11 protein-coding genes are annotated in these 12,379 nt (G+C 49.7%); 10 read left to right on the forward strand and 1 reads right to left on the reverse strand.

The features are described 5' to 3' along the window. Positions 1-354: 354 nt before the first annotated feature. The 3 genes from steA to M3212_RS18650 are packed head-to-tail and all read left to right on the forward strand — an operon-like array spanning position 355 to position 2,931. Entirely contained in the window at positions 355-1,479 is a 1,125-nt protein-coding gene (gene steA, locus M3212_RS18640) for a putative cytokinetic ring protein SteA (RefSeq protein WP_251195468.1), read from the forward strand. Further along, positions 1,472-2,140, forward strand: coding sequence for a glycosyltransferase family 2 protein (locus tag M3212_RS18645; RefSeq protein ID WP_251195469.1), 669 nt, complete (start codon positions 1,472-1,474; stop codon positions 2,138-2,140). The genes steA and M3212_RS18645 overlap by 8 nt, the downstream gene beginning before the upstream one ends. Then, entirely contained in the window at positions 2,137-2,931 is a 795-nt protein-coding gene (locus M3212_RS18650; protein ID WP_251195470.1) for a hypothetical protein, read from the forward strand. The genes M3212_RS18645 and M3212_RS18650 overlap by 4 nt, the downstream gene beginning before the upstream one ends. A gap of 93 nt (positions 2,932-3,024) precedes the next feature. On the opposite strand, the gene M3212_RS18655 is transcribed toward M3212_RS18650, so the two are convergent. Further along, positions 3,025-3,285: a DUF2627 domain-containing protein gene (locus tag M3212_RS18655; RefSeq protein WP_251195471.1), complete on the reverse strand. Its 261-nt coding sequence runs from the start codon at positions 3,283-3,285 to the stop codon at positions 3,025-3,027. Positions 3,286-3,519: 234 nt separating this feature from the next. On the opposite strand from M3212_RS18655, the gene M3212_RS18660 reads away from it, so the two are divergent. The 7 genes from M3212_RS18660 (at position 3,520) to M3212_RS18690 (ending at position 12,153) form a co-directional block, all read left to right on the forward strand. Continuing rightward, positions 3,520-5,565: a sigma 54-interacting transcriptional regulator gene (locus M3212_RS18660; protein ID WP_251195472.1), complete on the forward strand. Its 2,046-nt coding sequence runs from the start codon at positions 3,520-3,522 to the stop codon at positions 5,563-5,565. Between the two features lie 171 nt (positions 5,566-5,736). After that, positions 5,737-6,834, forward strand: coding sequence for a branched-chain amino acid dehydrogenase (gene bcd / locus M3212_RS18665; protein ID WP_251195473.1), 1,098 nt, complete (start codon positions 5,737-5,739; stop codon positions 6,832-6,834). Between the two features lie 18 nt (positions 6,835-6,852). Then, positions 6,853-8,274, forward strand: a complete 1,422-nt coding sequence (gene lpdA, locus M3212_RS18670; protein WP_251195474.1) for a dihydrolipoyl dehydrogenase — start codon at positions 6,853-6,855, stop codon at positions 8,272-8,274. Between the two features lie 47 nt (positions 8,275-8,321). After that, positions 8,322-9,314, forward strand: a complete 993-nt coding sequence (locus M3212_RS18675; protein ID WP_251195475.1) for a thiamine pyrophosphate-dependent dehydrogenase E1 component subunit alpha — start codon at positions 8,322-8,324, stop codon at positions 9,312-9,314. A gap of 18 nt (positions 9,315-9,332) precedes the next feature. Next, positions 9,333-10,316 carry an alpha-ketoacid dehydrogenase subunit beta gene (locus M3212_RS18680; protein ID WP_251195476.1) on the forward strand — a complete coding sequence of 328 codons (984 nt, stop codon included), beginning with the start codon at positions 9,333-9,335 and terminating at the stop codon, positions 10,314-10,316. Positions 10,317-10,332: 16 nt separating this feature from the next. Beyond that, positions 10,333-11,601 carry a dihydrolipoamide acetyltransferase family protein gene (locus M3212_RS18685; protein WP_251195477.1) on the forward strand — a complete coding sequence of 423 codons (1,269 nt, stop codon included), beginning with the start codon at positions 10,333-10,335 and terminating at the stop codon, positions 11,599-11,601. Between the two features lie 90 nt (positions 11,602-11,691). Then, positions 11,692-12,153 carry a hypothetical protein gene (locus M3212_RS18690; protein WP_251195478.1) on the forward strand — a complete coding sequence of 154 codons (462 nt, stop codon included), beginning with the start codon at positions 11,692-11,694 and terminating at the stop codon, positions 12,151-12,153. The last annotated feature ends 226 nt before the right edge of the window (positions 12,154-12,379 follow it).

Below are 12,379 nucleotides of genomic sequence, written 5' to 3' on the forward strand. Positions count from 1 at the left end.
GAAACCGTACGAGCGTCTCCGACTTTTGGCTGGAGAGATTGGTTTCCGTGTACATCAGAGCAACGACCACAGGACGAAAAATCAGCCAGCATGCTAAGCGTAATAGATCGCAGCAGTGGCCATTTTGGACGCTTAAACGTAACAAAGGTAGCCGGGTAAATGAATCATGTCACAGGGATCCTTGGATTTGCAAGGATCTTTTTGTCTTGATTTCTAAACTCTGGATTCTTCGTCAGCGGTCAGCCTTGATCAGCTGCAAAAATTGCCGCCAAGAAGCGCTCATGTTTTCTTATCGGCTAATAATTCTGCTGAAACTGCTTATATTATGAACAAACGATGTAGAGAGGGATCGCGATGGCAGAAATCATTAAAGGGCCGATTTATGAGCATGAAAAAACAAAAGAGCTGCTCCAATATGTTCCAAAGCAGGCGATCGTTTTTTTGTGGCATGAGGATTTGGATGGCGTCGCCGCTGACAGCCTGGTGAAAGCGAACGTAAAAGCGGTCATTAACGGCAAGCCGTCGATGAGTGGGAAGTACCGGCAAAAGCACGTCATGACACTGCTGGCCGCCGGGATCGTCGTATTTGACGTGCTGTGGCATGAAAAAAGAGCGTCTCCGTTCAACGGAGAAATGGCGGCGATTGTCGGCGATGAGTTATTTACAGCGGCAGATACCCGTCCGGTGCTGGCAGCTAAGCTGCTTCGTTACAATCAGCAAATGCTTGAGGATAAGCTGGAGCAGGCAGATGGCCATTTCTCCGCTACATTTGCCGGGTTTGTCAAAAACACCCTTCATTATGCTGAACGAGAAAGCGACTGGTTTCAATCCGCATTCTGCCTGCCGGGCAGTCTTCAGTCAATAAAGGGAAAGAACGTCTTCATCGTCGCCCGAAATACAAATTATGAGAAGGATTTGCGCGTCATCCGCTCCAAATTGCTGAAGAAATCATCGATCGTCATGGCTGTTGACGGGGCGGCAGACGGTTTGCTGCGGCAAGGTGTGTGTCCGCATTTTATTATTGGTGATATGGATTCAGTTAGTGGCCAGGCGTTAACCTGTGGCGCGGCCTTGCTCTGTCATCAGCATCCGGACGGTCATTCGCCGGGGAAATTACGCGTTGAAGCCTTAGGATTACAGGCGGAGACGATTTGCTTTGTCGGCACTAGTGAGGATGTCGCCATTTCTGCTGCCTTCTGGGCCGGAGCCGAGCATATGTATTTGATCGGCTGTCGAATCGGAATGGTTGAATTTCTTGAAAAAGGACGAGCGGGAATGGGGTCAACCTGGCTGGCGCGCATTCAGGCCGGAGAGAAAATTACAGACTTAAAAGGGATTCATACTTTATATGACAACCCTGTGCGCGCTTTCCCGAATGCGTTACAGGCAAAGCTGCAAACATACGGCAGGAGCTTGTATCACATGCTTCAAGAGCGGATCAACGAATGGAAAAAGAAGGAGGCTCTTCATCATGATTAAACGCTCTTTTGTCATTCCTGCATACAATGAAGAGAACTACCTCGAGAGGACACTTCTTGCTGTTCAGCAATTGACGGACCAAGCAGAAATCATTGTCATCGATGACGGTAGCGATGACAACACGAAAATAATTGCCGGGCAATACGCAGACAAGCTGATCAGCTTTGCCGAAAACAAAGGAAAAGGCTTTGCGCTTCAGGCAGGCTGGCGAGCAGCAAGAGGAGAGGTCATCATTTGCCTCGACGCCGACCTTGGGGAAAGCGCCCGGGAGATTGAATTGTTGATCGCTACGCTCGAAAGGGAAGAGGCCGACCTTGTCATTTCAGTGATGAAGCCGGGGAAGCGGGCCGGCTTCGGCCTGGTGAAACGAAGGGTTCAAGCGATTATTTACCGCGAGACGGGAGTAAAGCTTGCATCGCCGCTTTCAGGTCAGCGGGTTTTTCGGAGAAAATGGCTCCCTGTTTTGCTGGAAAAGGACTATAAACGCTTTGGGGTAGAGGCGCAAATGACGCTCGATTTGCTTCGGGCCGGAGCAACATGCGCGGAAATTACGACGCAGATGACCCACCGGGAAATGGGGAAAAATATGCGGGGATTTCTCCACCGCCTGAAGCAATGGCTTGAAATCGAACGGCAGCTGCGAGAGGTTCAGCACCAATGATTATTTTATTAGCCACGCTGCCGCTGATCGCCTATTTGAGTATGATCGCCTTTCAATCGATGCAGCTCGCGGTGCGAAATTACCAATGTCAGCTTGTCCCTTACAGTCTCGGGGTCGTGATTTTTTACAGCTACTGTGTCTTGTATTCCTTTCCTCCTTTTCCTGATGAAATCTTTTCTTTTCAGGCCTTTCTTTTTATTTTTAGTATCTGGTTGCTTGGCTTCATTGATGACCGTCTTGGCACTAGCTATCCAAAAGGGTTAAAAGGTCATCTCGCATTCGCGAGGAAGCACCGCAAAGTAACGACAGGGCTGTTAAAAGCGGGAGGAACGATCATGGTTGCCCTGCTTTACCTCTGGTCAAAGCAGCCGATGACCTTCGTGCAAAATCTGCTGGCGTTTTTTTTGCTGACTGGTCTGCCGCATGTGATGAATTTGTTTGATACAAGGCCGTTGCGCGTCTGGAAAGTGGCGCTTTGCTTCACCGTTCTTTTATTTTACCTTCTTCCTTTACCTCCGCTTTTATTTGTCGTAACGGTGCTGGCTGTCTTCTATATTTCGTTCGTGCTGGAAGGGCACCGGAAAGTGATGCTCGGCGATAATGGAGCAACTGTCACAGGCGCCATTTTCGCTGTTATTTTGATTCATCATAGTGAAGTCACGCTGCAATTCGGAATCCTGCTTTTTGTGTTGGCGATTATTGTTTTGTCTGAGAAAATCTCGCTATCGGGGGTCATTGAGCGCTGGTCCGTGCTGAAGCGGCTTGACCAGCTCGGGGTGTCAAAAAAGTAGGAGAATAGCCAGAAGCGCTGCAAAAACTAAAATAAGCCAGGAGCGGTTTGTCCTGGCTTACAGCCGGTATGACGAAGAGGGCTTTTGCGGCAGTTACTCGCGCTCAGGGGATGGCTTGCTTCTTTTTTGAAAGCGCGGAGCAATTTTGCCGTTTTTGCGATCACGGTAAAAGATAAATCCGCCGATAAAGCTGAGTCCTGCGAGAAAAAGAACAAATCCCGCCGCGAATTGTAACGTTAAATTAGGATAAGGCGAGTTGCTAATTTGAAAAATTGTATCCCTCATCTGTTTAATGCCGTAGCCGGCGACAATGATCGGGATGATCATAATCATCAATGCGATAAAGCGTCCCATTTTCATTCCTCTTTCATGTATAAATTCCTTCCCGGTTGTCCTTCTGTACCAGTTTGCAAAAATAAAAATTATCATTGCTTTTTTTCTTGTTTATTTATAAGTTTAGCGGAATTTTTTACTGATGTACAATCTTAGGAGTTGCATCTTTGTGACATTTGCGTAATAGTGAAGATAGAGAAAATTATTAGCAGCAATTAGGACCCGGTCTTAATTTTTTAGGAGGGGATTCTTTTCATGCAGCGAGCAATGATTGTTGGCGGAGGACAAGGAGGCGTGGCGCTCTTTCAAATGCTGATGAAGATGGAGCATATTCACGTCGTAGCTGTTGTTGACCGTGATCCTGACGCGCCCGGGCTGGTGCTGGCCCGAGAGCATCAGCTTGTGACCGCGGCGACGTGGCACGGATTACGCGGGGAGCGGTTTGATTTTATTTTCGAAGTGACGGGCGATCCAGACGTTGCTGCTTCCCTACAGGCTGACTTTGCCGGTCGGACACTTATCGTTCCATCTGAACTGTCGCGTTTGTTTTTCTCGCTATTGAGGGAAAAGGATAGATTGATTCAGCAATTGAATCAGCAAACCTCCCTTCAAGAAACGATCCTAAATGCGACTCATGACGGAATGATCGCGATTGACCGTAATGAACGGATTTTGATTTTTAATCAGGCCGCGGCAAAAATTGTCGGCTTCGACGCGGAGCAGGCGATCGGCAAGCCGGTCACTACCGTGCTTCCTTCAAGTGGCCTGCCGCGGGTGGTACAGACGATGGAGGTGGAATATAACCGGCGCCAGCAGCTGAGCAACGGCACGGTCATCGTGACGACCCGCGTTCCGTTATTTGAAGGCTCGCATTGTATCGGCGCCCTCGGCGTATTCAAGGATGTCACCGATCTTGTAGCAATGACGGATCAGGTGAGCAATTTGAAAGAAATTCAGACGATGCTTGAAGCGATTATTCAGTCCTCGGATGATGCGATTTCGGTCGTCGATGAGAATGGGAACGGCTTAATGATTAATCCGGCATATACGCGTTTAACCGGACTTTTGCCGGAGGAAGTCATCGGTCATCCGGCGACTGCGGACATTTCTGAAGGGGAGAGCATGCATTTCCAGGTGCTAAAAACAGGCAAGCCGGTAAGAGGGGTGCCTTTAAAGGTTGGCCCGAAAAAAAGAGATGTAATCGTCAATGTCGCTCCGATCATCGTTGATCAAAAAACACGCGGGAGTGTCGGCGTCATTCATGATGTTTCCGAGCTGAATTCCTTGCATGTTCAGCTCGAAAAAGCGAAACGGCGTATCCGCTCGCTGGAAGCGAAATATTCCTTTGCCGATATTGTCGGCACGTCCGCGGAAATGCAGCTGGCAATTGAGCAGGCAAAGCTGGCAGCAGCTACCCCCGTGACGATTTTGCTGCGCGGGGAGTCCGGCACGGGCAAGGAGCTTTTTGCCCACGCGATACATAATCAGAGTCAGAGAAGAGGGCATTCTTTTGTCAGGGTCAACTGTGCGGCCTTATCGGAGCAGCTGCTTGAAAGTGAGCTGTTCGGCTATGAAGAAGGGGCGTTTTCAGGAGCAAAACGGGGCGGAAAGCGGGGATTGTTTGAAGAAGCCGATCAAGGCAGCATTTTTCTGGATGAACTCGGTGAGCTGTCTGCGGCGATGCAGGCCAAGCTGCTCCGCGTGCTGCAAGAACAGGAAATTGTGAGAGTCGGCGGGACGAAGCCGATCGCGATTGATGTCCGAGTGATCGCCGCGACAAATATGAATGTAGAAAAAGCGGTTGCCGAGCAGCGTTTTCGTGAAGACTTGTATTATCGCATTAATAAGATGCCAATCCATATTCCGCCTTTGCGGGAGCGGATGGAGGATCTGGAGCAGCTTGTCGCCCATTTGCTGACAAAGCTTAATCACGATTACGGCCGCTTTGTTCAATCCGTCTCGGATGAAGCGCTTGATGAATGGAAGGCGTATCATTGGCCGGGAAATGTTCGGGAGCTTGAGAATGTGCTTGGCAGAACGATGATTTATATGGAACCATCGCGAAAAGTCATTGAGCGAAAGGATCTCCCGCCGCTCTATGAGAGACCGTTGGAAGCGGCAAGCCGGATGAACGTCAGCACGGACGGGATGAATCTTGAGGAGAAAATGGCACAGCATGAAAAGCAAATTCTTCTGCACTCGTTAAAGCAGTTTAATGGCAACCGGACAAAGACGGCGAAGGAGCTAGGGATTTCGTTACGGACCTTATATTATAAGCTTCACAAATATGACCTTGCATAAATTTGCATGCAATTAGTTGCGTGGTATGCATATTTTTGCAGTATGGATAACGGAGATAAAGACGGTAAATGTGAAGAAATGGCAATTTCTCTAGCGGATATTGGATTGGCATAGAACTTGCGTGAATAGTAGCAACTAAGGTTCTTCACGGAGAACTAAGGAGGAAAGAGCATGAAGCTATTCTCTTATATGGAAAAATATGATTATGAGCAAGTTATCATTTGTCAGGACCAATTATCCGGATTGAAAGCAATCATTGCGATACATGATACGACGCTCGGCCCGGCGCTCGGTGGAACGCGGATGTGGAACTATCAGAGCGAGGAGGAGGCCTTGGAAGATGCGTTGCGCCTGGCGAAAGGAATGACGTATAAAAACGCCGCCGCCGGGTTGAATCTCGGCGGGGGGAAGACGGTCATCATCGGCGACCCGCGAACAGATAAGAACGAAGAAATGTTTCGCGCTTTTGGTCGCTATATCGAGGGGCTGAATGGCCGCTACATTACGGCCGAGGACGTCGGCACAACCGTTGAGGATATGGATACGATTCATGAGGAGACAGACTATGTGACCGGCATCTCACCGGCATTCGGAGCTTCAGGAAATCCCTCCCCCGTCACGGCGTATGGCGTGTATGTCGGGATAAAGGCAGCGGCGAAGGAAGCGTTTGGCTCTGATCAGCTGCACGGTAAAACAGTCGCTGTCCAAGGAGTTGGAAATGTTGCCTATCATTTGTGCAGGCATCTTCATGAAGAGGGGGCGCAGCTGATCGTCACCGATCTTAATCGTGAAGCGGTCCAGCGGGCGGTCAGCGAATTTGGCGCACGGGCTGTGGACATTGATGAGATCTACGGGGTGGACTGTGACATTTTTGCCCCGTGTGCCCTTGGCGCAGTGATCAATGATCAGACGATTCCGCAGCTAAAGGCAAAGGTCATTGCTGGTGCCGCCAATAATCAGCTTAAAGAAGACCGGCACGGGAATGTTGTTCAGGAAATGGGTATTTTATATGTGCCCGATTATGTCATAAATGCTGGCGGGGTTATTAATGTCGCTGATGAACTGAACGGCTATAACCGTGACCGCGCTTTAAAAAAAGTTGAAGGTATTTACCAAAATGTTGCGAAGGTATTTGAGATTTCAAACCGCGATGCAATTCCAACGTATCAGGCGGCCGACCGGATGGCTGAAGAGCGAATCGCCCGGCTGAGACGGTCGCGCAGACAATTTTTGCAGAGGGAGCGCCATATTTTATCAAGACGTGATTAGGAGCAGGAGGGGAAGCAAGTGGCTGAAGAATATGATCTTGTCGTGTTAGGAGCAGGTACGGGAGGCTATGTGGCGGCGATCAGAGCGGCGCAGTACGGCTTGAAAGTCGCTGTTGTCGAAAAAGAAAAGCTGGGTGGCACATGCCTTCATAAAGGCTGTATTCCAAGCAAAGCGCTGCTAAGAAGCGCAGAAGTGCTTACTACCGCTAAAAGAGCGGATGAGTTTGGCGTAGAAACAGGTGAAGTGACATTTAACTTTGCGAAGGTCCAGAAGCGCAAGGAGCAAATTGTCGATCAGCTTTACCGTGGCGTCCAGCATTTGATGAAAAAAGGGAAGATTGCCGTCTATGAAGGAAAAGGCCGGATTCTCGGTCCTTCGATCTTCTCGCCGACCCCGGGGACAATTTCAGTCGAACGGAGCGACGGACAGGAAAATACGATGCTTATTCCGAAAAACGTGATCATTGCGACCGGCTCCGCTCCAAAAACATTACCCGGACTCGAACCGGACGGAAAATATGTCCTCACTTCAGATGAAGCGCTCGCGTTGACGGAGCTGCCTTCCTCGATCATCATTGTCGGTGGCGGAGTGATTGGAATCGAGTGGGCCTCACTTTTGCATGATTTCGGAGTCGAGGTGACAGTCGTCGAATTTGCCGCCAAAATCCTGCCGACCGAGGACGCTGATATTGCTAACGAAGCGGCGAGACTGCTGCAAAAAAAGGGGATTAAGCTTTACACAAACGCGAAGATCATGCCGGAAACCTTGAAAAAAGACGCAGGCGTTCAAATAAAGGCAGATCATCAGGGCAAGGAGCTAAGTTTGACAGCCGATCAGCTGCTTGTCTCAATCGGGCGAGCGGCAAATGTGAAAGATATCGGACTCGAGAACACTGAAATCGCCGTGGAAGATGGGGTGATTGCCGTCAATGAATGGTATCAAACGAAAGAGTCACATATTTATGCGATTGGTGATGTTATTGGCGGCTTGCAGCTCGCCCATGTTGCCTCGCATGAAGGCATCATCGCCGTCGATCATCTGGCGGGAAAGCAGCCGGCGCCACTGAACTATCAGACCGTTGCCAAATGTATTTACAGTCAGCCTGAAATGGCGAGTGTCGGCTTCACAGAAGCCGAAGCGGTGCGGCAAGGCTTCTCGGTCAAAACAGCATCGTTTCCGTTTAAAGCGATTGGAAAAGCGCTCGTCTACGGCGAAACAGACGGCTTTGCGAAAATGATCGTCGATGCGTCTAATGACGATGTGCTGGGGATTCATATGATTGGCCCTCATGTCACTGACATGATTTCGGAGGCGGCATTGGCGAAGGTCGTCGATGCGTCTCATCTTGAAATCGCCGATACGATTCATCCTCATCCGACGCTTTCTGAAATTATAGGCGAAGCGGCGCTCGCTGTTGAAGGAAAGGCGATTCATTTATAACGTGGAAAAGCAGTTCAAGGATAAGCAAGAAAAAGGAGGACGCAAGCATGACTGATAATCGCCATAAAGCTTTAGGACTTAGCGATGATAAGGTACTGGAAATGTTTGAAACAATGCTGCTGGCACGCCGCATTGATGAGCGGATGTGGCTCTTAAACCGCGCCGGCAAGATTCCTTTCGTTATTTCATGTCAAGGACAGGAAGCGGCCCAGGTCGGAGCCGCCTTTGCGCTCAATCGCGAGAAGGATTATATTTTGCCGTATTACCGTGATATCGGCGTCGTATTGACATTCGGTATGACGGCCCGTGATTTAATGCTGTCAGGCTTTGCTAAAGCGGAGGACCCGAATTCGGGCGGAAGGCAAATGCCAGGGCATTTTGGCCAAAGAAAAAACCGGATTGTAACAGGCTCCTCACCGGTGACGACGCAAGTCCCTCACGCGGTTGGCATCGCGCTTGCCGGAAAAATGAAAGGCGAGGATTTTATCACTTTCACCACCTTTGGGGAAGGCTCATCCAATCAGGGAGATTTTCATGAAGGAGCGAACTTTGCCGGTGTTCACAAGCTGCCTGTGATCTTTATGTGTGAAAATAATAAATATGCGATCTCCGTGCCGATTGAAAAGCAGCTTGCCTGCAAACAGGTATCGGACCGTGCGATTGGCTACGGGATGCCTGGTTTCACAGTCGACGGGAATGATCCATTAGCAGTCTATGAAGCTGTCAAAGCGGCAGCTGACCGGGCAAGAAATGGTGAAGGACCGACATTGATCGAGACCGTTTCCTATCGGTTGACGCCTCATTCCAGCGATGATGACGACCGCGCCTACCGTACACGGGAGGAAGTCGAAGAAGCGAAGAAGCTTGATTCCATTTTTACCTTTGCGACTTATTTGCGCGAGGTCGGCCTGCTGACAGATGAACTGATGAACGACATGGAGGCGCGGATGATTAAGGTGATTGATGAGGCGACAGAGTATGCCGAACAGGCGCCGTATGCTGATCCGGAGGATGCGCTGCGCTATGTCTATGCAGATTAGGAAGGGGGAAACGAGGCAATGCCAGTAATTTCATATATCGAAGCAGTGACGCAAGCTCTCCGCGAGGAGATGGAACGCGATCAGGATGTATTCATTTTAGGGGAGGATGTCGGTGCACGCGGCGGTGTTTTCCGGGCAACGAATGGCTTATACGAACAGTTTGGCGAAGAGCGGGTAATTGATACGCCGCTTGCCGAATCAGCGATCGCCGGCGTCGGGGTCGGCGCGGCGATGTACGGGATGCGTCCGGTTGCCGAAATGCAATTTGCCGATTTTATTATGCCGGCGGTGAATCAGATTATTTCAGAAGCGGCTAAAATCCGTTACCGCTCCAATAATGATTGGCAATGTCCAATCACGATCCGCGCTCCATATGGAGGCGGTGTCCATGGCGCCCTCTATCATTCGCAATCAGTCGAAGCGATTTTTGCCAATGTACCGGGTTTGAAAATTGTCATGCCGTCGACTCCTTATGACGTGAAAGGACTGCTGAAGGCGGCGATTCGCTCTGATGATCCGGTTCTGTTTTTTGAGCATAAACGGGCTTACCGCCTGATTAAAGGCGAAGTTCCGTCTGAGGAATACACGCTGCCGATTGGAAAAGCCGATGTAAAGCGGGAAGGGGACGATATTACCGTCATTACGTACGGCCTGGCGGTTCACTTTGCCCTGCAGGCGGCGGAACGGCTTGAAAAAGACGGGATTCAGGCCCATATTCTTGATTTGCGCACCGTCTACCCGCTTGATCAGGAAGCGATTATTGAGGCGGCGCGCAAGACCGGGAAAGTACTGCTTGTGACAGAGGCTAATAAAGAAGGCAGCATCATGAGCGAGGTGGCCGCGGTCATTGCCGAGCATTGTTTGTTCGAGCTTGATGCGCCGATTCAGCGATTAGCAGGCCCGGATATTCCGGCGATGCCATATGCTCCGACAATGGAGAAATTTTTCATGATTAATCCGGACAAAGTAGAAAAAGCAATGCGTGAACTGGCTGAATTTTAGAAATGAGGTGAGAGACGTGGCAACTGAAATGAAAATGCCTCAGCTTGGGGAAAGTGTAACGGAAGGGACGATCAGCAAGTGGCTGGTTAGCCCGGGAGACCATGTGAACAAGTATGATCCCATTGCTGAAGTGATGACCGATAAAGTCAATGCTGAAGTACCTTCCTCCTACGCAGGGGTCATTAAAGAACTGCTTGTTCAGGAGGATGAAACGGTGGAGGTTGGCGTCGTCATCTGCACAATTGACGTCGAAGGCACAGAGCCAAAGGCCGAACAGCAAAGCGCTGACATCTCGCAGCCCGAGACGAAAAAAACGGAAAGCGAGCCGGCTGCGCCATCGCAGAAGGAGCACCGTTATTCACCTGCTGTGTTAAAAATGTCGCAGGAGCACGGAATTGATCTGAGTCAAGTAACAGGCTCCGGTAAAGGTGGCCGGATTACCCGGAAAGATATCCAGAAGCTGATTGATGAAGGGACGATCCCGGCGCCGGCGGCGAAGGCGGAAGCTGCGCTTCAGGCAGAGACTGATTCTGCACCGAAGCAGCGGATGACGGAGCCGGCCCGCAGTGTCGAAGGTGATCTTGAGATCCCGATTTCCGGAGTGCGCCGGGCGATCGCGGCCAACATGGTGAAAAGCAAGCGGGAGATGCCACACGCCTGGATGACGGTCGAAGTCGATGTGACAGATCTAGTCCGTTATCGTGACCAGCACAAAGCGGCATTCAAAGAAAAGGAAGGGCATAACCTGACCTTTCTCCCGTTCTTTATTAAAGCAGCAGTGGAAGCTTTGAAGGAATATCCACAGCTGAATGCGATGTGGGCTGAGGATAAAATTATTCAGAAAAAGGATATCAATATTTCTTTGGCCGTGGCGACGGAGGATGCGTTATTTGTGCCGGTAATTAAGCATGCTGATGAAAAGTCGATTAAAGGCCTGGCGCGTGAGGTGAATCAGCTGGCCGCAAAGGTCCGTTCCGGCAAGCTGGCGCAGAGCGATATGCAGGGTGGTACATTTACAATTAATAACACCGGCTCATTCGGTTCGATTTTATCTACGCCGATCATTAACCATCCGCAAGCCGCGATTTTATCCGTTGAATCGATCGTTAAACGCCCTGTCGTGATCGAAACAGATAGTGGAGATATGATCGCGATCAGAAGCATGGTTAATCTCTGCCTGTCCCTTGATCACCGGATCCTTGACGGCTTAGTATGCGGCAGATTTCTGGCAAGTGTGAAGCAAAGACTTGAGCAGATGAATAGCGCGACACTCTCGCTTTATTAACGGCGATGCGGACGGGAACGCCTAGAATAGATGCATGTTTTGCACAATGATGGTTATTCTACTACTAAAAGGTGGAAGGAATGATCATCTGTGAAACATTTTTGGAGGCTGTTTCTCGTGCTGCAAATAGTCGGCATCACCGCAGCACTGACCGTTGTAAGCTTGTCCGGTTTCGTTCAGGCTGAGGCGGAGAAAGCACAGAATGAAGAAGAGAGACCGTGGCCATGTGCGGAAGGAATCAATGATCATATCGATTATTATTATGAGCTGCTTGCTGAAAAAAATCGGCCGCATGAGGTGGAGCGCTGGCAGAATATCAAAAAAGAGCGCGATCTTTTGCTGAAAGCGATCAATGAAGCGCAAAAGCGGGAGCTCCTCGCCGAATCAAAGCAAAAAGAATGGGCGGCTCAACATGAGAAGCTGCAGAAGTCGTTTCTTGAAGCGGTGAAGAAACGGGATGAAGAACAAATCAGTCAATTGCTGACCGAACTTTTTGCGCAATATGAGCTGAGAAACAAGCTGTTAAAGCAAAAGCTAATTGAAAGCGAATAGCAGCTAGAAGAAAAAATGGACATGCTCGGCGGGTTTGGCCGATTACTGCGGAAGATGCCTCAAAAAGGTGATAAAGCCTTTTTGAGGCATCTTCTTTTGTTGTAAAAAGAAAACCCTAGGCTAGGCCTAGGGTTCCGGAAAGCTTCCAGCGAGGTATGAAAAAAACTCCTTCGTGATGCTACGATATATGTGGTTCGCCAACCAATATATCAAGCAAATGGAGGAG

The organism is Halalkalibacter oceani, assembly GCF_023715705.1.
Classification (GTDB): Bacteria; Bacillota; Bacilli; order Bacillales; family Bacillaceae_D; genus Halalkalibacter; species Halalkalibacter oceani_A.

Coding starts and splice junctions, on each gene's coding strand:
- steA (WP_251195468.1), top strand. CDS start 355: ATGGCAGAAATCATTAAAGGGCCGATTTATGAGCATGAAAAAACAAAA.
- M3212_RS18645 (WP_251195469.1), top strand. CDS start 1,472: ATGATTAAACGCTCTTTTGTCATTCCTGCATACAATGAAGAGAACTAC.
- M3212_RS18650 (WP_251195470.1), top strand. CDS start 2,137: ATGATTATTTTATTAGCCACGCTGCCGCTGATCGCCTATTTGAGTATG.
- M3212_RS18655 (WP_251195471.1), bottom strand. CDS start 3,285: ATGGGACGCTTTATCGCATTGATGATTATGATCATCCCGATCATTGTC.
- M3212_RS18660 (WP_251195472.1), top strand. CDS start 3,520: ATGCAGCGAGCAATGATTGTTGGCGGAGGACAAGGAGGCGTGGCGCTC.
- bcd (WP_251195473.1), top strand. CDS start 5,737: ATGAAGCTATTCTCTTATATGGAAAAATATGATTATGAGCAAGTTATC.
- M3212_RS18675 (WP_251195475.1), top strand. CDS start 8,322: ATGACTGATAATCGCCATAAAGCTTTAGGACTTAGCGATGATAAGGTA.
- M3212_RS18680 (WP_251195476.1), top strand. CDS start 9,333: ATGCCAGTAATTTCATATATCGAAGCAGTGACGCAAGCTCTCCGCGAG.